This window comes from Thiothrix nivea DSM 5205 (genome assembly GCF_000260135.1).
Lineage (GTDB): Bacteria > Pseudomonadota > Gammaproteobacteria > Thiotrichales > Thiotrichaceae > Thiothrix > Thiothrix nivea.
On sequence record NZ_JH651384.1, the window covers coordinates 3,292,797 to 3,314,846 of the forward strand.

A 22,050-nucleotide genomic window follows, 5' to 3' on the forward strand; every position below is an offset into this window, starting at 1 on the left:
CAACGAATCCACTATGTTGAAAAGATTTCTGATAACAATAGGGCTATGCGCCTGCATCGGGCTGGTAGAGGCGGCAACCGTGGCGCAACCGGCAGTGCCCGCGCGCCCCGCTCCCCAGCCTGCTGAGCTGGCCTTGGTTCGCCACACCCAAACCCTCGATCTGCCGGAAAACATTACGGCGCTGATGCAGCAGTACAAGATTCCGGTGGAAAACCTCAGTGTTTACATTCGCGACCTTAACGCTGATGTGCCGATGGTGGTGCATAATGACAAAGTGCCGCGCAACCCCGCCTCCACCATGAAACTGGTCACGACCTGGACGGCGCTCAAGCGGCTCGGCCCCGCTTATACGTGGAAAACCGAAAGCTGGTTGCGTGGTGAGCTGAAAGACGGCGTGCTTAACGGCGACCTGATCCTCAAGGGCTACGGTGACCCGTTCCTGACGGACGAATCCTTCTGGCAACTGTTACACGACCTGCAACTCAAGGGGCTGAAAGAGGTGCGTGGCAACCTGATCGTGGACAACAGCTATTTCAGCCTCCCCGACTACAATCCGGCGGATTTCGACAATGAGCCGACCCGTGTCTACAACGCCCCGCCTTCCGCGCTGATGTTCAATTTCCAGGCCAGCCGCTTTCTGTTTGAGGCGGACAGCAGCACCGGCAAGGTGGGGATTACGCCATTCCCGCTGATCCCCGGTCTGCAACTGGAAAACAGCATGGTGTTGTCGAAAGGCAAGTGCAGCAAGGCGCATTACCGCCCCGACTTTGAGCCGGATGGTGCTGCAATTCGGGTTAAAGGCGCGTATTCGGCGGATTGTGGGAAAAACTTCGTGCTGAGGGTCATGTCCACGCCTGAGCAGCACGTATTCAATGCTTTCCGCGATATGTGGCGTTCCTTGGGCGGCGTGTTCAATGGCAAGCTGCAAACCGGGCAGGTACGGGAGGGCGATGTGCTGCTGGACACGCACGAGTCACGCACGCTGGGCGAGCAAATCCGTTTCGTAAACAAGTGGAGCAACAATGTGATGGCGCGGCAAATGCTGCTGACCGTTGGTGCTGCGCTGGGTGGCGCGCCTGCAACGCTGGACAAGGGGCGCATTGCGATTGCCGGTTTGTTGCACGAGGAGGGCATTGATTACAGTGGCATGATTGTGGATAACGGCTCCGGCCTTTCCCGCCATGCGCGCCTGACCGCCCGCCAGTTGGGTGAGTTGCTGGAAGCGGCCTGGCGTGACCCGTATATGCCAGAGTTCATGGCCTCCATGCCCTTGCTGGGCGAGGATGGCACATTGGCAGGGCGTTTCAAGGGCGATGACCTGAAAGGGCGCAGCCATATGAAAACCGGCACGCTCAATGATGCCACCGCCATTGCCGGTTACATGCTGACCCGCAGTGGTAAACGCCTGATTGTGGTGTTGCAGCATAATGGCAGGGAAGCCCAGGGCAGTGGGCGCAGGTTGCAGGATGCGATCCTGAAATGGGCGTTTGAGCAGTAGTGTTGCGGTTATGCTGCCTTGCTCTGTGTGCTATTTTGCTGGCTACCCCGGCCATGGCAAGGCAGGAACCATTGGTGTTGCCTGCATCTTTAGGAACAGAGAGCCTTTCTGCTAGCCCCTATGCCGAATTCCTTGAGGATTCCACCCGGCAATTGTCTCTGGAACAGGTCGCTTCTCCCCTCTATGCCAACCAGTTTCAGACCAACACGAGTGGCAATGCGCTGAATTTCGGACGTACCCGTTCGGCTTGGTGGGTGCGTTTCAGCGTGGTCAATACGTCCCCATCCAGCCAGCAATGGTATATGTTGCTGGATGCCTTGCTGGGGGATGAGTTTGCCCTCTATATCCTGCCGGAAAAGGCGGATGTACGGCAGGAAAGTACCACGGTTACTGCTCAATACATCCAATCGTTGGAGGGTTTTCGGCGGCGTGCCTGGGAAATGCACTTGCCGTCGGGGGAAACGTTCCAGGTATACATGCGGGCAACCAATGGGGATTCCATCCTGCGCCTGCCGGTTGAGTTCCTGTCAGCCGATGCCATGCTGATGCGCAGCAATCACAATCACCTGCTACTGGGTGGTTTGTATGTGGCGATGTTATTGCTGGCGACTTATCAGTTGCTGATGTTTGTGAGCCTGCGTGAATCCAGTTATCTGTTTCTGGCGACCCATATTCTGGCGATGTTTGCCACGATTCACCGTACCAATCCGGTTTTTTCTCATCTGGCATTTTTAAGTGATACGGGGTCTTACTTCTTTACTGCACCGACCTTTATTGCCATTGCTTCGTTCTTGTTGTTTAGCCGCCAGATTCTGGATTTGCCCCGCAATAATCCCCGCTTGAGTCGGGTTTATCTGTTATCAGCCGTGGTTTGTATGGCCATGATTGCCATCACCGGGGCCATTCCGGGAGGATCGGTGCTGCCCAGCTGGTTAGGTTTGGGGTTATATCTGTTGGAAATTCCGGTCAGTTTGTGGCTGGCGTTTCGAGGCAACAGGATTGCGTTGTATTTTGGTGTGTTGCATGTCATTGCCTTGTTTACGCAAGCCTGGAACTGGTGGCATGTGGTTTTTAGTGCGCAGGTTTGGGATACCTCGCAAGACCTGTACATGGGCTTGATCAGCCTGCAACTGATTTTCCCGGTATCGTGGTTGCAGGCTTTGCGTGTGCGTTTTCTACGCGAACAGGTCAAGCAGGCGGCGGCAGAACACAAGGCTAAAGACGAATTCTTGGCCGTCATGAGCCATGAATTGCGCACGCCTTTACATGCCATTGTTGGTTTGACCGGGTTGTTGCGGCTGGGTTCACAGGCGGAAAAGCAGGGTGAATACCTGGAGCGCTTGCATACTGCCGCCCAGCACCAGTTGCATCTGGTAGGCAATATCCTCGATATGGCGAAAGCTGCCAGCCATACCCTGCAACTGGACTGTCGGCCTTTCCGGCTGGATCTTGCCATCCACTCGCTGCTTGCCATGGTGCAGCAGGCCGCGTGCCAGAAAGGGCTGGAGCTTGTCCTGCAACTGGACGGGCTGGAAGGTGTGACGCTGCTGGGTGACAGGCTCAGATTGACGCAGGTGCTGATGAACCTGCTGGGGAATGCAGTCAAGTACACCCGCTACGGTTACGTTACCCTGACGGTTGTGGTCAGCCCGGTGTCTGACGGGCGCTGCCGGGTACGCTTCGTGGTGGCGGATACCGGTATCGGCATCCCGCCGGACAAGCTGGGACACTTGTTTGAACCGTTTTCGCAGGTCGCCGGGCAGGCGGTGCTGCAACAGGGCGGGGTCGGCTTGGGGCTTGCGATCAGCAGGCAACTGGTGGAAGCCATGGGGGGCGCATTGACGGTGGCCAGCCAGCCGGGCGAAGGCAGCGAGTTTGCCTGTGAAATCACCTTTGCAGTGCCTGAGGCGGGGCTGGAAACTGCCTCGGAGGCCATGACACAACACGCCTTGCCGCCGGGTTTGCGGGTGTTGCTGGTGGATGATTCAGAAATCAACCGTTTCGTAGGCGTGGAAATGCTGCACAATCTGGGGGTGGAGGATGTGGAGCTCGCTCCGGATGGGGAGGCTGCCATCCTGCAACTCCAGCAGCAGGATTTCGATGTGGTGCTGCTGGACATCAGTATGCCGGGGATCGATGGCTTTGCGGTGACGCGCTGGGTGCGTCGTCATGGGCGTGATCCTCAGGTTCCGGTCGTCGCCCTGAGCGCGCATGTGTTGCCGGGTGTGCAGCAGGAGGGCATGGCGGCGGGGATGGATGCATTTCTGGGCAAGCCGTTTGAGTACGCTGAACTGGTGGTGGCAATCCTGGGCGTGTTGTCAGGTGGGCGGGGGGATAACGAGGGTCGATAGCGCTTCCAACTGCTGCTGGCAGGTATCGGCAAGCGTGTTGCGGAAAGCCTCTGTCCTGGTTGCCGGGTTGGCGGCTTCGAGTTGCAGGAGCAGGGGCAGCATCGCATCCAACCCTAGCAGTTTGGCCACGGAGAGCAGTTTGTGCGCTTGCCGGGCAGCTGCTTGCCATTGCTGGTTTTGCAGCAGCGTGTCAAGAGTGGCGTAATCCCTGTTGAGTTCCGGGAGCATTTTGCGCATGAAGACGGACAGTTGCTGCGGGTTGAGTTTGTTACCCAGAGGCATGGTTGGCGTTGGCGTGTTGCTCATGCTCCGGGACTCAGGCCAGCAGGCCACGTTGGCGGGCAGCCTTGACGGCTTCGACCCGGTTTTTGGCTCCCAGGGCTTGGAAGATATTGTGCATGTGACGCTTGACTGTGCCTTCAGCCAGATTCAGTTCGAGGCTGATTTGTTTGTTGCTGTGTCCCTGTGCCAGCAGTTGCACGATGGTGTACTGGCGTTGGGTGAGCGATGATTTGACTTGGCAACCGGAAGGGATAGCCATGTTCTCCCATAGCTGGCTTGGCAGGTAGGTTTTGCCGCTGCTGACCAGTGAGATGGCATGTTGCAACTCTTCCGCGCAGAGCAGTTTGGGGATGTAACCCTTGATGCCAAGCTGGAAGGCGGACTGGATAACTTCAGGGGCGGTGGTCGCTGACAGGATGCATACCGCCAGTGCGGGGTGCGTTGCCGACAACTGTCTGATTTCATCTGGCCAGGGTTGGTAGCCGGGCATTCCCAGATCGAGCAGGGCCAGGTCAATGGGTTGCTGGTTCAGGATGCGGTGGACTTCATGCCAGTCGCCAGCCTGATGCCACTCGAAATGGGGGAACTGCGTGCTTATTAGCATGATCAGGCATTCCCTGAACATGGCATGGTCATCGGCCAGTAGCAATCTCATTCACCTATCCCCTCAGAAACGTCGGTTCAGCTCAAGCCTGAAGCCCTCGCGGCCACCCAGTTCCGCGCTGGTGCGTAAAGACAGGTCGTTACCCAGTCTGGCGTAGTATCCGGCCTGCCAACTGGTGGCGTGTTTGTCTTTCAGGCCGATGTTAGCAGTTACTTCCCCAAACGGGGTGGTGGTTTTGCCGACGTAGTTGCCGTCACCCTGCTGGTAGCGCAAGGCCAGGCTGAATGCGCCAACGGGGGTTGTGACCCCGGCCATCGGCATCAGTGATTGGAAAGTGTTGGTTTCCTCAAAGGCGTCTGCCTTATAACGAGTGAATGTATAGGTGATTGTGCTGAAATACTGGTCTTTTCTGGCGACCGCAGTCCCACCCAGGCTGTAAATGCTGCCATCAGCGTCAATGCGCACATCAGGCAGGTTTAAGCCCGGTAAAACAGGCAGTTTGGCTGTGCCTTCTCCCGTCATTTTACCAACCGAGCCAAACAGGTTGATATTGGGGGTCAGCCAGCGGTCGAGTTTGAGGGTGGCGGATTGCACGTCACTGCTGGCCGCGATCCGTTCTTTCACATTGGCTAAGGGCGTGAGTGCGGGGTGGCTGAAGCTCAGGCTAGTCAGGTCGTAATCCTGTTGGCGGGTTTCAAGATTGAGGGATATACCGGTTTTTTTTACGGGCATTTCGGTTGTTTGGGCGTTTGCAACCATGGAAGGTAGTAACAGGCACATGCCTGACAGTAAGTGACGGATTATTACCAGCATAAAAAACTCGCAAGTTCTACTCGGGGTGGCGGCAACTATAGCATGAGATAAGCATTTTTCATGATTTTCATACATCCAATGTGGCAGAAAATACAACTTTAGATGTACGCCGTGTATCTTTGGTTGGATTGCTGAATATTAGGTTAATGGCTAATCTTTGTATGTGGAAATTAATCGTGTAAGTCGATAGGGTGACTTACATTGATATTGATTTATGTTTCTTGGGGTGCAATACATGATTAAGTATTCAATTGTTCTCTTGGTTTTAGTGTTCTCTTTATCAGCTTGTACTGATGAAGCCGTCAAGCAGCCGCCTTCAGCCCCAGAGGCTGCAATAGCTGGCGGGTATTCCAGAATCACCAATCCTGATGCGGATGAGGAATTGTTCCAGGTGACTAAATTCCTTGGTTCCGAGATTGGTCTACAAACGGGCAACACGTCCATGGGCGTGGAAAAAGTGTTGGAGGCATACCGTCAGGTGGTCGCTGGCATCAATTACCGCGTGAAGTTGCAGATGACGGATGGTTCACAGTATGAGGCGGTCGTTTACATGGACTTGAAAGACGAAATTAGTTTGACCAGTTTGGAAAAACTGTAAATTTTTAGGCTCATTATGTGTTTCAGGGTCTTAGCCCATCAGCAGGGACAACAAGGAATGTAGAGCAGCTTGTCCGCGTTTCCTGATGTTGTGCAGGCACTCGAAGAAGGCGAGGTAACACGGCAGTTTTTCCTGGGAAATGCCCCGGTGCGGGCGTAACCATGAACGTAGCAGCGACCAAAAACCTTGGCTCTATGTGGAATACCGTGGGTAACTGAACTCCAGTTTGCCGCACAGGAAGTAAACCATGTTGATGAGGTTGTGGGTATTGCGGAACCCCCGCGCCCGCCGTTTGGCCAACTGTATTTTGTGGTTGATGCCTTCGAGGATGCCGTTGGAGATGTGTGATTCAACGAACCGGATGATCCCCGACCAGTGCGCCCGGACGGTGTTGGCAAACGTCTGGAAGGCCGGGATGCCAGCAGAATCCACCTCATCACACCATTGTTGCAGGAAGGCTTCCGCCGTTTTCCTGTCGGGCATTGTCCACAGGTCGTTGAACAGCACCTTGAGACGGTGGGCAGTACCCAGCGTGGGGTAGAGGGTGATGAACGCTGCCAGTGACTGCTCCTGCTGTTCTGACAGGTTATCGTAGTTTTTCAGGAAGGTGTACTTGTGGCCTTTGAGGTCGGCATGTTCCTTGCGCTCCAGCTTGCGCACCTTGTCCATGGCCTTGTTCAGCAACTGGGTGACGTGGAAATGGTCAAAGGTGATGGCGGCATCCGGGAAGGCTTCCCTACTCCGGCAATGAATGCAGGCGACAGGTCAATGCTGACATCGGTGATTTGTGACGGTTTCACCTCATGGCTGGCTAGGTGTTTCTGGATCTGGGACAGCGTTTCCTTGCCCTTGCCTTCGGTGGCATGGGCGACGCGGCGGGCATCCAGGTCAACCCCCACGGTGATGTAGTTGTGCCCTTTGCGGGTGGAGGTCTCGTCCACCCCCAGCCGGGTGATGCCGGACGGGTCATCCTGCTGGCGGCCTTCACAAACCCAGTGGTTGAACACCGTCCAGATGCGTTGCGGGTTGACCCGCATCAGTTCCGCCACCCGGTTGACCGGCATCTCCCGTTCGATCAGTGCCATGGCCAGCGCCTCAAACAGCAGCGTGAAGCCACTTCCGGGACGCGCCCAGGGGACGGCAACCGTCTCAACCTGACCCGATCCGGTGCGGATGCGCGGGACACGGCAATGCAGGTAACAGGTATGCTCAAAGAAGTTCAGGTGCTGCCAACGCCGCTCCACCGTGTCATGCACCGGGCAAGGTTCCCCGCTTTGGTCGGCAAAACGGCTGCCACGCGCGAAGCTGATACGGATGTGCAATTCCTGGCGTCCTTCCGTCCCGCTGAAGTCGATGCTGTCCACCTGCCAAGGTGAGGTCAGCCCCAAGGCCATTCCAAATAGTGTGTCGCTGTTCATACCCTTAGGATAATCTACCCACTACGATTCACATAGAGCCAAAACCTTCCATGGTGTTGACGTGGACTTCATGGAAACCGTCGCCATCCTCATCACGGGCATATTCACCCGCGCCGTGGTTGACTGTCTTATGATCGTAACCCCACTCTTCCAACTGGCTGTAAATGCTGTACTCGTCGGTATACACCAGCGTGCCAGCCGCCACGGCTTCCAGTATCAGGGGCTTGATCGTGGCCTGTTTGACGTTCGCCAACATACGGATCACTACCTCCCCAGAGCGTTGGATCATGCCAAAGATGGGCGGTTTGTCTTTCTCCAGCGTGCCGCGCCCCGGTGCGCCTTTCAGCCCCCGCCACCGCCCCTTGCGGCCTGCACGCATAACGGCTGCCGGGTGTCCCTTATGCCCAGCTTTGACGTAAACTTCATCCAATTCAACATTCCCAGACAGGCTTACCGGTGTTTTTTTCTCAATACCCTGCCGTAACTGGCCCGTCATGGCCTGCACATCGTCTTTGTTCAATCCCAGTTCGTGGGCGATTTGCTGGTTGGACAGGTTCAGCGGCATCAGGTACAGGCATAATATCCATACCTTCAGCGGCTGATGATGCCCCTCAAACACCGTCCCCGTCAGGTCATCAAAACGCTTGTTGCAACCTTTGCACTGGTAGCGTTGCCGTTCCGGCTGCCGGTCATCTTTGCCCCGGCGGATGGTTTCCCGTGAACCGCAATGCGGGCACACCACCCCATCAGGCCAGTGCAACGCGCGGACTTGCTGGTAGCAGGCTTCATCACTGGTCAGGCTGGCTATGCTGATCAAACTCCCCACCGGCTTCCCTATTCTGGCTTATCGGATGGTTATCAGTTGGGGGAGGTCGTTGCCAATTTCAAGGGGCATTCGGCAAGACCCCGAAACACATAATGAGCCAATTTTTATTGTTCCCCCAATCCGTATATTTATTTAGGAGTGTCTTATGAAAAAACTGTTCCTTGCCTCTGTATTGCTGGCATTTTCTGGTGTGGCTACTGCTGGTACTGGTTTGAATTGTACAGATGAAGATGTCTTGAGTGACCCTAATAATCTGGATATTTGCGAAGCACAAGTTAATAGCGGATTGAATGGTGCTTACAAACAATTGCAAGATCTTCATAAAGACGATAAGGCTAAAATAGCTGCCCTGAAAAAAATGCAGCTTGGCTGGATTCAGATGCGTGATGCACAATGTGATTTTGAAAGCCGTAATTCTGCTGGCGGCGGCGGTGTTGCCCAAACAGCGATGCGTTGCATTATCCGCATGACCATGCAGCGTGATGAAGAGTTGCAAAACCTGTAATCAGGTTTATTGTTTCCTCCTTCTTGGCCATTTGTTGTTTTTGATGAATGGCCATTTTAAATAAGGCGTTGATAAGTGCTGCTTGTTTTGGGTGGCAAGGGGTTTTTTGTATGAAAAATTCAGTATTGAAGGTAATGGCGGTAGTTTTGCTAATGGGGGTGGCGGGTTTGGCGCATTCCGCTTCTTGTGCCAAAGGTGTTTGCGTAGTCCAGCAGGGTGACACTTTAGGGTCAATTGGCCAGCAGGTAAACTTTTCCTGGCAACAACTGATGAAAATAAATGGTATCACTGATGTCAAAAAAGTCATGGTCGGCCAGAAGATAAAGTATGCTGCAGATAAAGCTGCCAGTAGCAAACAGACTCCTGCTACTCCTACAGGCGGTGTTTCCTGGTCTGGGGTTCCACGTCAGTCGGTACATTATGTGATGGCAGGTGATACGCTGTATTCCATCTCACGAGCAACCGGTGTTAGCGTGGAGAAGCTGATTAGCTTAAACAGCCTAAAAAAACCTTATGGTATCAGGGAAGGACAGCTTCTGAATACTTCAGATGTTATGTATGACTGAAATACCCAGTGGTAATTAAATCTCCGGTATTGGTGTGATTGATATTATTTAAATATCGGTCGGTTTTAGGGGAAGATGAGTATATGCAGTGAGTGTATGGCTTGTTCAGTTGGGGTTCTGGTAATGAAGTTTTATGTCAATACTTTCCGAAATATGGGGATGCAGTTGGGTGTTTTGTGCCTGACCATGATGTTGGTGGGTTGTGGCAGCGGTGGCAGTAATGCTGCCGCCGCCAAACACACGGTGCTGGTTTATATGGTTGGCTCTGATCTTGAAAGCGATGGGGGGGCTGCCACTGCTGATATAGCCGAAATGGTGAAAGTGGGTTCATCTGATAACGTGAAAGTCGTGTTGGAAACTGGCGGGGCGGATACTGATGGCTGGCGCACCGTCAAGCGTCGTTTAGTGCAACAGGGTGGTGTGCAAACCTTGGCGGATCTCGGTAGCCTGAACATGGGGCTGTCCCAAACCTTGCAAGACTTCGTGACCTGGGGTATCCAGACCTATCCGGCGGACAAGTATACGCTGGTGATGTGGAATCATGGTGGCGGTTCGGCAACGAATGATGGAGAAGTGTATGGGTTTGATGAAGTACACGGCTATGATGGTTTATCCCTGCCGGAAATCGACCAGGCACTGAACACCAGTCTGGCGGTTACGGGTAAGCAGTTTGAGGTCATTGGGTTCGATGCCTGCCTGATGGCGACTATGGAAGTGGCCAATATTGCCAGCCGTTATGCCAATTATTTGGTCGCATCCCAAGAAACTGAGCCGGGAACCGGATGGGACTATACGGCTTGGCTGCAAGCCTTGCAGCAGGATTCCGGTATGAAAGGTGATGCATTAGGTTCGGTCATTGCCGATAGCTATCTGGCTTCTAATCAGGACGCATCGGGTATTACCTTGTCGGTCACTGATCTTGGCAAGGTAGAGGCGCTGATGGCAGGTGTTGGCACACTGGCGGGCAAGGCAGAGACAAGTCTCATGACCAATGGTTCCAGCGCCCGCTTGCCGTTGGCCAAGGCTAGAAATCTGTCGGCTAGTTACGGCAAGAATCCTGTCAGGGGTAACTATCTGGATATGGTTGACCTGAAACACCTGGCACAAAACCTTGTCGGTGTTTATCCGGCAGAAGCGGCTAATATCACCAGGTTGCTGGATGAGGCTGTTGTTTATAAAGTGGGCTCGCCTGACCAGCACTATTCCCATGGTTTGGCGGTATACATGCCGCACCGGCAAATTGACAGCAGCGATGTCAGCAAGCAGCAGACGCTCCAGAATATTTTACGCCATTATGCAGATAGCAGTGCGCCACCCAGTTGGCAAAAGCTGTTAAATGACTATGTGCAAGATGCTTACAATGACACCTTGCCACCTGTTTTTCAGAGTGAAAGCCGCGTTGGCGATACCATTAGTGCGACAGTGGCGGATGAGGATCTGGCGCAGGTGGTGGTCATGATGGGCGAGCGACTGCCCGGCAATCAGATACGGGTGTGGCGGCTGGATTCCCCGGATACGATGGATACCTCTGGCAAAACTACTGCTGGGTTGGAACTGGGCGCCATTACTTTGGATGGGCATCCGGTTGCGGTCTATTTGGTTGATACTGATCCAGTCAGCAAAGATGAGTATTACGACATTCCTATCACTTATAATGGTAAAGAAGCGGCGTTACGGATCAAGATGGATGACTCAGAAGCCAGCGAGCCGGAACCGGTAGGTTTGCTGGTACAGGATGAGAGTGGGGCGGCACCTCGTGTTGAAGAGCCTGAGTCAGGTGCGATCATTCAGCCTTATGTCCAGATCATCAGTCTTGCAGATGGGGAGGATACACTGGAGCCTTACGGGGAAAGTTTTGTGTGGTCGGAAGATGACGATATGGATTTTTCCATCGAGGAACAGCCGCCGGGTACTTATGTCTTTATGATGATGGCGGAGGATTTTTCAGGCAATCTCGGGTTAGGTGAACCCTACACGATGACCTCGCCTTAAAAAGTACGGCTTGTGACGTTTTGGAGGGGCAGTCGTTTTTATGACTGACCCCGTTATGGGTTATTTTTTGTTTGAGTGTTTTTATTGAGGAGAGTTATTCATGTTGGTTAAGACTTTTAGTATTTGTGTAATGGCGCTGACCGTATTGGCTACGCCGGTATCATCCATGGCAGATAATGATATGATTATTATACGCCAGATTGAAAAGACGCCGGAAGTTTTTGCCAAGGAGGTGGAGGATTATGCCAAAAAACGGGAATGGAACTTTTTAGGGGCACACAAGGTAAAAAAGGGCGAGATTACACTGGTAAAGTTTTGTGTTGCTGAAGTGGGTAAGCAATTGTGGAAACAAGGTCTGCAAATGAGCGCTTTGGCACCATGCGGTAACATTGGCGTTTACCAAAAAGATGGCAAAACAGAAATTTCTGTCTTGAATCCACGTTATATGAATATTTTGGCTCCTAGTGCAGAAATGGAAAAGCTGAGTGCGGCTGCTGAAAAAGACGTTATGGAAATGCTGGATGCGCTTGCTAAGTGATTTGCTGCAAGCCTATCAGTTTTTAAAGTAATAGAGTGTTATAAACAGGGGTGGGGTTTTATGGAAGTATTCTTGGGGAACAGAAGCCTTAGTGCTTTTGTAGTGGTTTCCGTATTGATGGGTGCTGAAACGGCATACGCTGGTGGTATTGGGGAACGTTATCTGGCAGTGGATGCTGGTATCACTGAAAACAGCGATAATACCGATTTGTATTATTTCGACGCTGGTTCTGGGGATTATTTGGCAGAACGTGCTGATCAGGCAGTCGGGGTTCGCGCCGGTTACAGGGTAACGGATAAGGTGGCGATTGAAGCCGGGTATGTGGATTTGGGGAGAACTTTTGATGCTGTAGAATATCCAGATGGCCTATATGGCATGGGTGAACAAAAAACCAGAGCCTTGACATTAGGTGTGGTTGGCTCTGCGGCGTTAGGTCATCAGGTGAGTGCTTATGCTAAAGCAGGGGTTGCCTATTATCAATCTAAAGCCACTTATGATGATGTGTTGTTACCTGCTGAACTCAAAGTATCCGATACCGGGTTTACACCGACTGTAGGTTTGGGAGTGGGTTATCGTTTGTCGAATCACTTGGCTGTGAATACGGGATTTGATTATTACCATGAGTTAGGTCAGCGGGAAGACCTGTTTGATAATGCTGATAATAGCCTTGAAACAGTTAAAAGCAGTACGGGCGTGTTGTCTTTAGGGCTGGGTTATAGTTTCTAGTGTTAATAATTGAGGGTGGCAGTGCTACTGTCGGCGTATTGATTAAGGGCTTTTATAAACAGGAAAATAGATATGTATACGATAAAGCATTTAAAGCTGAAGGTATTGTCAGCACATATTGCGGCTGCCGTGTTAGTGACGGCTTGTGGTGGCGGGAGTTCAGGTGGTGGCAATACCACGCCTAGTGTGGCGACCGTATCCGCTCGTCTTGCCTCACCGGCTATTGAAGGGCTGGCTTATGTCGGCAGCCAGTCATCGTCCGGCAAAACCGGCGCTACCGGCGAATACAGTTGTCAATCCGGCGAAACCGTCAGTTTCAAGCTGGGCAGTGTGGTACTGGGTAGTGTTACTTGCCCACAGGCTTCAGGGCAGGCTACCAGTCTGTTCACGCTGGCGGGTGGCGGCGTTACCCCGGATACGCTGCTGGCCGATATGAAAAAAGCGTCTGGTACGCTGGAGGTGTTGGCTTTTGACCAATGGGCTAACCGCCTGACCTTGCTAGCGTCACTGGATAGAAACGATGACCTGACGGATGGGGTGCAACTGCCAGCCGGTTTGGATGTATTACCATTCCTGCAAACCGGGCGCGTCAAGTTTGACCAAGACGCTTCCTTGTTTGAACCGCAGGTACGGCAGGTGCAGCTACAGGCAGCCAAAGCCGGTTTGTATCAACATGAGTTATACGTTTCATGCCCGTCTCCGCTGTTAAAGGAACTGGAAGCGGGGTCTAGTGGGACGCTGCGTTTCCCCGGTTATGATGTAACGGCGGTTGACCGTAATGCCGGGGAGGAAAAGTCGGTTGTGTCCCATGATGACCAAGGGCGTGTCAATCATGTGGTGAAAACAGCAGCCAACGGCGATAAGACCGAGATTTCCATCGTACACGAGGCTGAAGGCAGAGCAACCTCAGAAACCCAAGTGTCTGCAATCGGTAAAAATGAACATCAGATGCAATATGATGCTGAGGGTGGCATGGTCAGGGAGGTATTTATTACCTTTGCTCCTGATGGCAGCAAGCAGCAGGAAATGGTGATCAGCCGCACGTTTGATGCTAACCACTATCTGGTTCAGGAAAATACAACGACAGATGATTTCCGGGCGAACACTCGAAATGTCAAGGCGCACACCTATTATCCTGATACCCAGTTCAACCGTATCGGTAATGAGCTGTTGGTGGAAAAGGTGACCATGAATGGGGATACCCAGGAATACCGGACGACTACCCAACGGACATTTGACGCAGCCGGTAATGTCACCAGTGGCACTTCGGAAGAAAGGGATGCGGGTGGCGCTCTGCTCAGCAAAAAGGTTGAGAACTACGCCTACAATGACGATGGTCGTGTGACCCAGCGGGAGTATCTGGTTCAGGATGCCAGCGGCAATACCCTGTCCGGTAATTACACTAACTTGACCTATACGGCGGAAGGCTACCCCAGGACTGAAGAGCGTGTTTACAAAGTCAATGGGAATGAAACCGGGCGTTATAAGGATACCTTCCAATATGACAACAATGGCGCAGCGCAGAAAGGCAAATTGACCACCAAGATTCGCGTGCATTACCACCCTGATTATGAGGGGGGTAAGAGTCCGACACGGGTCTTCCAATTGACGTATGCTTACAATGACCAAGGGGTGCGCACAACCGTCAAGGAAAAAACCACGGAATATCAGGATGGCAACGGTGTGAAACTGGCGACGCCAGTTATTACCTCATCGGTGGAACAGTGGGAATATGATGCCAACAACAATCCGGTCAGCATTAAACACGACGAGAATGGTGATGGCGTATTTGATAACACCAAATCTTATACCTGGCAGCCGTTTTCTACTTTGGGTGCACGGGAGATTTGCTCAAATTATGACTTGTTCCCTAACCATGACAGCGAATGGCAGGTCAGCAGTGCTTCTGATGACGGCGGGGAAGTTGCTTTACAGCCTATGACGCCTTCTCAGGGGGACAATAATGGGTTGATATGGTTGTTGTTGATTTTTGGTTAAATGAAGTTATCCAAGTATTTAGTAGGAAGACTCAACATTGCCGCCTGTGAAAGCAGGCGGTTTTTTTCAAGAAAGGTCATGATGATGGATAAAGCGCTAACAATGACAATGTTGCCTGCAAACGAAGGTGATTGCCTGCTGATCACTTACGGTGCAGACGACGACAAAAAACATGTTCTGATTGATGGTGGGCTTGCCTCGACTTATAAAAAGGCTATCAAGCCGTATCTTGCCGAGCATGGCATTCACGAACTGGAATTATTAGTGGTTACGCACGTTGATCGTGACCATATTGAGGGCGTGTTGTCTCTGCTCAAGGATGATTCCCTCGCGATAAAGGTCAATAACATCTGGTTTAACGGCTGGTATCATTTGATTGGTACGACACCCGCCCCACCTGCACCCGTAGAGCCGGTGACAGCACTTGACCCTGATGAACCCGCACCCGTGTTCGGGGCAGTTATGGGGGAGGAACTCAGCCCGCTGATCCAGCAAAAAGGCTGGGCGTGGAACCGGCAGTTTGGCGGGGCGGCGGTCGAGTTGTCTAGCGTGCCGGACAACATCATCCGTTTCGGCGACTTGCAACTGACCCTGCTTTCGCCCAGCCGCAAAAAGCTGGAGGAAATGATCCCCGTGTGGGAGAAAGAATGCGGTCAGGCGGGCATGGTTCCCGGTTTCCCTCATATCCCGACGCCAGCGGGCAGGTCCATTTTGACGGAAGCCGAAAAGTTGCAGATCGACATTGATGAGTTGGCGGAGCAAACAACCAAAAAAGATCCATCCAAAGCCAATGGTTGCAGTATTGCGTTTATGCTGGAATATCAGGGCAAAAAATTCCTGTTATCCGCTGACGCCCACCCTGATTTGCTGGAATCGGAACTGAAGCGTCTGGGCGCGTCAGTTGACAACCCGCTCAGTGTTGACCTGTTCAAGATTCCCCATCATGGCAGCCAGAATAATCTGTCAAAAACCTTGCTGGAACTGCTGGATTGCAAACATTACCTGGTTTCAACCAATGGCAACCGTTTCCGGCATCCTGATGATGTAGCCATGGCCAAGCTGGTCAAGTTTGGTACTGCGGGTTCCACCCTGCATTTCAACTACAAAACCCGCTTTAACCGCCATTGGGAAAAAGCCGAATGGCAAGAAACTTATAACTACCGCATTGAATTCCCGGCAGAAGGCGAGAGTGGCTATAAATCGTTAAGCTTCTGAGGGAATTTTTCAACACAATTCATGTTTATTTGACAAGGGAGATACACACGATGAAATCTGCATGGTTGGTCATGGGAGTCAGTGTTTTGCTGACATCATGCGCGACATTGGAACCGGAAGAATGCAAAACCGCCGACTGGACGAAGCTCGGTTACGCTGACGCCATGGATGGTAGCAGCATGCGCTTGGGTGATTACGGCAAGGATTGCGCCAAAGCTGGGGTGACACCCGACCAGAATGCTTATATGACTGGCTATAACAGCGGTGCAAAAGCCTTCTGCACCTACGACAGGGGTGTTGAGGTGGGGGAAAAAGGCAAGTATGTCTCTGACATTTGCAGCAAGCCAGGGCTGGCCGAGGATTTCAACCGTGGTTTGGCTAAAGGCAAAAAGCTGAATGAAAAGCAGAAAGAGATCAGCCGCAAGGAAGATGAGCGCAGCAAGATTGAACAGAAGCTGAGTGACATCAAGGCTGGAAAACTGCAATCCTCCGCCCAGGAAGTTGATCTCATGCACCGGGAAAAGGGGTTGGTCGAGAAGGAAATTGAAGCTCTCAAGCGGGAAAAGGAAAGCATTAGCCTTTAAGTCTCCGCAGTCTTGCTGATATATGGCGAGAATTGCACATTCATCCTGTTGTTGGTGTCAGGCTCAGTTCCTGCCTTGACGCCAACTTTCTGGTATTTTGTCTGGGGAAAGGATGAGTATCCTATAATAACTGCTGGTCAAAGCTGAAAGGATTGCGATTGGAGCCGTACATGAAACAACTCGTCTGGGGTTTGTGCCTGTTGGGAATGAGTGTGCCGGGGGGGGCGGCATTCTTCCAGCAAACCGAAGAGGATGTGGCTGCCAAAAGCGAATCCCCCGTCAAGGTCAGTATTCAGGGGGCTGATACCGCGCTGGCGGATAACTTGCGTGCCTTTATGCCATCACTGCGTAACCTGAAATGTGATTCTTCCAGTGCCAGGGTGGGGCGTTTTATCGAATCTGCCGAAGAAAAATTGCAGGAAGGCGCGCAGGCGATGGGCTATTACGATGCCCGTTTCAAGGTGATTTCCACGCAGCAGGCCAATTGCTGGGCGTTGAATGTGGCCGTGCAGCCGGGGCAGCCGGTCAAGATTACCCAGGTCGAGATCGAGCTGAGCGGGGAGGGCAAGGATCTGAAGGCGTTCCGCGATATTGCCGCCATTCCCCCCTACCAGTCGGGTGATGTATTTGTGCACCAGCCCTACGAAACCTTCAAGGCCAATCTGAGCCGTACCGCCAACAACCTCGGCTTTTTCGATGCGGAATACCCTGTGCATGAAATACGGGTCAACCCCGACACCCGTCAGGCGCAGGTCGTGCTGCATTTCGACACCGGCGCGCGTTACCAGATCGGTAAAGTGAGCGTAAGGCAGGATGTGTTGGCCGAAAAATACCTGAACCGTTATTTGCGGGTGCATGACGGCGATACCTACAATGCCGAAAACCTGTTGAAACAGCAACAGATTCTGGAGGGCAGCGGTTATTACAGCGATGTGCAAGTGAGCGGGGATTACCAGGATGCGCAAGGCGGCCTGGTGCCGGTGGAAATCGAAGCGCAGCGGCGCAAGCGTTACACCTACACCGGCCAGTTTGGTTATGGCACTGACACTGGTTTCCGGGTCGAAGCGGGGATGGATATTCACTGGGTGAACGACAAAGGGCATCAGCTCCAGGCCGATGCGCAAGTGGGGCAGGCCGAACAGTCGGTGGAGGCAACCTACAAAGTACCGCTGTGGCATCCCGAACACGAATACACCAGCCTGTCCGCTGGTTGGCAGCATAGTGATAACGATGATATTGAAAGCAAGGGCATCAAGGTCGGGCTGGACTACAATCGCCGCGCGGCAGATGACTGGCAGCAGACCGTTTTCATCAACTATCTGGATGAAACTACCCAGGTGACGGGGGAGCCGGAAACCCGTTCCCAACTGGCACTGGTGGGTGCAAGGGTGAAAAAAACCAAGACCGACGATCTGCTGTTCCCCGCTAAGGGCTGGCAGCTGGCGGCGGAAGTACAGGGGGCTAAAGAAGGTGTGTTAAGTGATCAGAACCTGTTGCAGGGCAAAGTGAGCGGCAAATACCTGCAAACCTTGCGTCATAATGACAAGCTGCTTCTGGAAGGCGCGGTGGGCACGACCCTGACGGATGACCTGAACGAAATGCCTAAATCGCTGCGCTTCTTCGCCGGTGGCCAGAATTCGGTGCGTGGTTACGATTTTGAATCCCTCGGTGAAACCAATGCGGCGGGTGACGTGATCGGTGGCAAGCATTTGTTAACCACCAGTGTTGAATACGAGCACCCGCTGGCGGATAAATGGAGCGCGGCGGCTTTCGTCGATGCCGGTAATGCCTTCGACGATTGGGGTAGTGTGGATATGAAAGTGGGCGCGGGTGCTGGGGTGCGTTACAAATCCCCGCTGGGGCCGATCCGTGCCGACCTTGCCTCCCCCAAGGATGACCCCGGCGACGTGCATTTCTACTTCAGTCTGGGGCCTGACTTGTGAGGAACTGGCTGAAATACCTGTTGGTGCATCCGCTGGCGGTACTGTTGTTTGGGGTATTGCTGGTGCTGACGCTGGTTGCTTTCCTGGCGCTGACCCGTACCGGTACGCACTGGCTGCTGGGTGGTGCGCAACGGTTTGTGCCCGAGCTGCATCTGGAAGGGGTGGATGGCGCACTGGCGCACGGCCTGACGTTGGACAAACTACGTTGGCAGGATACCAGCGTGGAGGTGGAAGCCAGCGGCGTCAAGCTGCAAAACGAACTTGATTTCGGCACGCCTTCCACCTTGCGGGTTGAAAACTTGCACGCTGAGCGGTTGTTGGTGCGCCCGCTGCATACGGCGGAGACGGCACAAGGCGACAAGCCATTCGAACTGCCGACCATTGTGTTACCGTTCAACATCGACGCCCGCAAAGTCAGTATTGGCGAGCTGGAAATCGACACGGGTGGGCAGCCCCTGCAATTCCGCGATGTGACCCTCAGCGGGCGCACCCGTGACGGGCGTTTGCAGATTGAAAGCCTCAAGGCGGAAACCTACGATGCAGAGGGCAAGGCCGACCTTGACCTGACAGGTACGATGGATCTCGGCAAGCCACATGAACTGGATGCAACCATCAAGCTTGATTCCGATAGTCGGGTATGGGGTGTGGGCAAGGGCACTATCCAGCTGGGTGGTGAATTGCAGCACTACGACCTGGATGTGGATGCAGACTGGAAATATGCCGCTTACCCACGCTATCAGGGCAAGTTGCAAGGCAAGGGCACGTTTGCCGGGCTGGATATCAGCAGCCTGCAACTGGATGGCGAGGCTGGCAAAGTCAACGCCAGCGGCCATATCGGCTGGCAGGCTGGTTTCCACTGGGAGGCAAAACTGGATGGGCAGCAGGTCAACCCCGCCCCGTTCGCGCCCGAATGGCCTGCCGATCTGGCGGTAGCGTTAACGTCCAGCGGTAAACTTGCGGAAGGCAAGACCGACATTGCGCTGGATATTTCCCGTTTGCAGGGCAAATTGCGCGAGTATCCGGTGGATGTCAAAGGGCAGGGCGACTGGAACGGCAAGCTGCTGGCATTGCAGTCGCTGGATGCGCGGGTCGGCGATAATAGCCTGAAGGCTACTGGTAGTGCCGGCCAGCAACTGGATGTTAAGTGGCAACTGGATGCCCCCAAACTGACTCAGCTTTACCCCAAAATCAAGGGGCAGGCCAAAGGCAACGGCGTGCTGCGTGGCCAGCCGGATGGCTCGCAACTGCAACTGGATGTGGCGGAACTGTCGGGCAAGGTGGAAGGTTACGACCTCAACGCCAAGGGCAAACTGGACTGGGGCAATGCCAAACTGGCGGCGCAGGATGTACTGATCCAGTCCGGCAACAACCGGCTGGAAGTGTCCGGGCAAGCCACCGAACCATTCGATTTGCGCTGGAAAGTGGACGCGCAGAATCTTGCCAAGGCATGGAAAGGGCTGGAAGGCAGTCTGGTCGGCGAAGGTCTGCTCAAGGGTACGCTGGCCAAACCGACAATTCAGGCTGACCTCAAAGGCAAGGGACTACGCTTTCAAGAATACCGTCTCGGCGCACTGGATATGCAGGTGCAACAAGCCGGTGGGCATTATGACATCAAGGCGCTGCTGAAGGATTTCCAGGCGGGCGACAATGCGGTTGAGTCCGCCAAGCTGGGTGGGCAGGGCACGCTGGAAAGCCATCGCGTAATGGCACAACTTGACCATAAAGCAGGCAAGGCCGCCCTGACCGCCAGTGGTGGTTGGAAGAATGGCCAGTGGCAGGGAACCATTCCGAGCCTGTCTCTGCGGGATACGCCTGCTGGTAACTGGAATCTGACGGAGCCGACCAGGCTGAAGGTTTCCACCAAGGCGTTTTCCAGCTCCAATATTTGCTTGGCAGGGCAGGGCGCGCGCGCTTGTGGCAAGCCGGCCTGGACGCCGCAGGCAGGTTTCAGCATCAGTGGCGTGTTGCAACAGATTCCGCTGGTGATGCTGCGCCCATGGTTGCCGGATACAGTGAAACTGGCTGGCGTGGCCAATGCCGATTACCGTTTTGAACAGCGTGGCGGCAAGCCGGTCGCCGACGTTACTCTGCGCCTGCCTGACAGCACGGTCAGCGTGCGCAACGCCAAGGGCAAGGTGGAAACCTTGCAATACGCCAATGCACTGGCCAATCTTAGCCTCAATGACAGGAATTCTGATGTTAAGGCGCAGCTGGATGTGGTTGGTTATGGCAAGTTGCGGGCAGATGGTACGCTCGACCTGTCGCCGCAGGATGGCAATCACCGCATCAATGCGCGTCTGACGGCGGATATGCCTGATATTGGCTGGATGGAACGTTTTTCCCCACAGATTGACCGTTTGCAGGGCAAAATCGTTGGCAACATCGGTATTACCGGCTTGGTCAGGAAACCGTCTGTCACTGGGGATGTCAGGTTGCTGGATGCGCAGGTGCATTTGCCGGAAGCTGACGTAACCCTCAACAGTATTAATCTGACGATGAAAGCCAATGGCAGTGAGCGGGCGCTGGTCAGTGGCAACTTGCGGGCGGGTGTAGGCACGATGACGGCAGATGGTAGCCTGTCGCTGGCCAACTTGCCCAAGTGGCAGGCCGATATAAACCTGCGCGGTAATAATCTGGCGTTGATGGATACCCACGAGGTGCAAGCGACAGTTTCCCCTGATTTGCAGATTCAGGCCAGCCCTTCAGAAGTGTCAGTTACCGGCAAATTACTGATTCCGGAGGCAACTATCAGTTTGCGTGAAATTCCCCAATCGGCCAGTGCCTTGTCGGATGATGTGATCATTGTCGGGCGTGCCCCGGCGGGTCAGCAGGAACCAGTGGTGCTGGTCAGGGAAGCACCTTTGAACATCAAGCCGAATGTCAGCATTGAACTGGGTGACAAGGTGAAATTCACCGGTTTCGGTCTGGATGCACGTCTGACCGGCAGGCTGCGGGTATTGCGCACCCGTCAGGACATCGTGGCCGAAGGGGTACTGAACGTGATCAATGGTGTTTATAAGGCGTATGGGCAGAACCTGAAAATCGAGCGTGGGCGGCTGCTGTTCAACGGGTCGCTGGATAATCCGGGGCTGGATGTGCGGGCGGTGCGCGAGGTGGATGATGGCGATATCAAGGTTGGTATTGCGCTGCGGGGAACTGTGCAGCAGCCGGAATCGGAACTGTTTTCCAGCCCGCAACAGACGCAAAGCGATACGCTCAGCTATTTGCTGACTGGGCGTGCCTTGTCGGGGGTACGTGGCGGCCAGTCATCCCTGCTGATGGATGCGATTACTGGTCTGGGGATTAGTGGAGGGGATAGTCTGGCGCAACAGCTTGGGGGTGGTCTGGGGTTGGATGAGGTTGGGCTGAAAGCGAAAAATGGCAACTTCCAGCAAAGTGAACTGGCACTGGGCAAACGCTTGGGGCCACGTTTGTATGTGCGCTATATCGTGAGCCTGTTTGATTCCCTGCAACGGGTGGCGATTACTTACCAGATCAACAAGCATTTGCAGGTGGAGGCGCAGGCGGGCATCCAGCAAGGTGTCGACCTGATTTACAAGGTCGACACCAACAAGGGGCCGCTGGGGCCGTAG

16 protein-coding genes and 3 pseudogenes are annotated in these 22,050 nt (G+C 53.7%); 13 read left to right on the top strand and 6 right to left on the bottom strand.

What is annotated here, in order from left to right; all coding sequences use genetic code 11:
* Positions 1-13 precede the first annotated feature (13 nt).
* The gene (dacB, locus tag THINI_RS16525; RefSeq protein WP_002709692.1) at positions 14-1,498 is read left to right on the top strand and encodes a D-alanyl-D-alanine carboxypeptidase/D-alanyl-D-alanine endopeptidase; all 1,485 of its coding nucleotides are present in this window, start codon (positions 14-16) and stop codon (positions 1,496-1,498) included.
* Positions 1,499-1,551: 53 nt separating this feature from the next.
* Positions 1,552-3,849, top strand: a complete 2,298-nt coding sequence (locus THINI_RS16530) for a hybrid sensor histidine kinase/response regulator (protein WP_081485868.1) — start codon at positions 1,552-1,554, stop codon at positions 3,847-3,849.
* Here THINI_RS16530 and THINI_RS16535 read toward each other — a convergent pair.
* The 3 genes from THINI_RS16535 to THINI_RS16545 are packed head-to-tail and all read right to left on the bottom strand — an operon-like array spanning position 3,817 to position 5,548.
* The gene (locus THINI_RS16535; protein ID WP_002709694.1) at positions 3,817-4,155 is read right to left on the bottom strand and encodes an Hpt domain-containing protein; all 339 of its coding nucleotides are present in this window, start codon (positions 4,153-4,155) and stop codon (positions 3,817-3,819) included. The genes THINI_RS16530 and THINI_RS16535 overlap by 33 nt on opposite strands.
* A gap of 10 nt (positions 4,156-4,165) precedes the next feature.
* A complete protein-coding gene (locus THINI_RS16540; RefSeq protein ID WP_002709695.1) occupies positions 4,166-4,786 on the bottom strand; it encodes a response regulator transcription factor in 621 nt (206 codons plus the stop codon).
* Positions 4,787-4,798: 12 nt separating this feature from the next.
* Entirely contained in the window at positions 4,799-5,548 is a 750-nt protein-coding gene (locus tag THINI_RS16545) for a hypothetical protein (protein WP_002709696.1), read from the bottom strand.
* A 235-nt stretch (positions 5,549-5,783) separates the two neighbouring features.
* Here THINI_RS16545 and THINI_RS16550 point away from each other — a divergent pair, with 235 nt between their 5' ends.
* Positions 5,784-6,146: a cystatin domain-containing protein gene (locus tag THINI_RS16550; RefSeq protein WP_040839516.1), complete on the top strand. Its 363-nt coding sequence runs from the start codon at positions 5,784-5,786 to the stop codon at positions 6,144-6,146.
* 30 nt (positions 6,147-6,176) lie between these two features.
* Here THINI_RS16550 and THINI_RS27375 read toward each other — a convergent pair.
* The 3 pseudogenes from THINI_RS27375 to THINI_RS16560 all read right to left on the bottom strand — a co-directional run.
* Positions 6,177-6,335 (bottom strand): annotated as a pseudogene (locus THINI_RS27375) (IS1595 family transposase); the annotation flags it as partial.
* Positions 6,336-6,338: 3 nt separating this feature from the next.
* Positions 6,339-7,564: pseudogene (locus THINI_RS16555) on the bottom strand (ISL3 family transposase).
* Positions 7,565-7,595: 31 nt separating this feature from the next.
* A pseudogene (locus tag THINI_RS16560) lies at positions 7,596-8,390 on the bottom strand (IS1595 family transposase); the annotation flags it as partial.
* Positions 8,391-8,535: 145 nt separating this feature from the next.
* On the opposite strand from THINI_RS16560, the gene THINI_RS16565 reads away from it, so the two are divergent.
* From THINI_RS16565 to THINI_RS16610, 10 genes are all read left to right on the top strand, one after another.
* Complete coding sequence (locus THINI_RS16565; protein WP_002709698.1) at positions 8,536-8,895, top strand: lysozyme inhibitor LprI family protein; 360 nt, start codon at positions 8,536-8,538, stop codon at positions 8,893-8,895.
* A 110-nt stretch (positions 8,896-9,005) separates the two neighbouring features.
* Entirely contained in the window at positions 9,006-9,461 is a 456-nt protein-coding gene (locus THINI_RS16570) for a LysM peptidoglycan-binding domain-containing protein (protein ID WP_002709699.1), read from the top strand.
* Between the two features lie 123 nt (positions 9,462-9,584).
* The gene (locus tag THINI_RS23655) at positions 9,585-11,453 is read left to right on the top strand and encodes a clostripain-related cysteine peptidase (protein WP_050988076.1); all 1,869 of its coding nucleotides are present in this window, start codon (positions 9,585-9,587) and stop codon (positions 11,451-11,453) included.
* A gap of 100 nt (positions 11,454-11,553) precedes the next feature.
* Positions 11,554-11,991 (top strand): DUF302 domain-containing protein, encoded by a 438-nt coding sequence (locus tag THINI_RS16580; protein WP_002709701.1) that lies wholly within the window; start codon positions 11,554-11,556, stop codon positions 11,989-11,991.
* 60 nt (positions 11,992-12,051) lie between these two features.
* Positions 12,052-12,717 carry a porin family protein gene (locus THINI_RS16585; RefSeq protein WP_002709702.1) on the top strand — a complete coding sequence of 222 codons (666 nt, stop codon included), beginning with the start codon at positions 12,052-12,054 and terminating at the stop codon, positions 12,715-12,717.
* 72 nt (positions 12,718-12,789) lie between these two features.
* On the top strand, positions 12,790-14,715 hold the full coding sequence (locus THINI_RS16590) for a hypothetical protein (protein ID WP_002709703.1): 1,926 nt from the start codon (positions 12,790-12,792) through the stop codon (positions 14,713-14,715).
* Positions 14,716-14,793: 78 nt separating this feature from the next.
* Positions 14,794-15,930 (top strand): ComEC/Rec2 family competence protein, encoded by a 1,137-nt coding sequence (locus THINI_RS16595; RefSeq protein ID WP_169314636.1) that lies wholly within the window; start codon positions 14,794-14,796, stop codon positions 15,928-15,930.
* 86 nt (positions 15,931-16,016) lie between these two features.
* Complete coding sequence (locus THINI_RS23660; protein ID WP_169314637.1) at positions 16,017-16,514, top strand: DUF2799 domain-containing protein; 498 nt, start codon at positions 16,017-16,019, stop codon at positions 16,512-16,514.
* Positions 16,515-16,684: 170 nt separating this feature from the next.
* Positions 16,685-18,457, top strand: a complete 1,773-nt coding sequence (locus THINI_RS16605) for an autotransporter assembly complex protein TamA (RefSeq protein WP_002709706.1) — start codon at positions 16,685-16,687, stop codon at positions 18,455-18,457.
* The gene (locus THINI_RS16610) at positions 18,454-22,050 is read left to right on the top strand and encodes a translocation/assembly module TamB domain-containing protein (RefSeq protein ID WP_002709707.1); all 3,597 of its coding nucleotides are present in this window, start codon (positions 18,454-18,456) and stop codon (positions 22,048-22,050) included. The genes THINI_RS16605 and THINI_RS16610 overlap by 4 nt, the downstream gene beginning before the upstream one ends.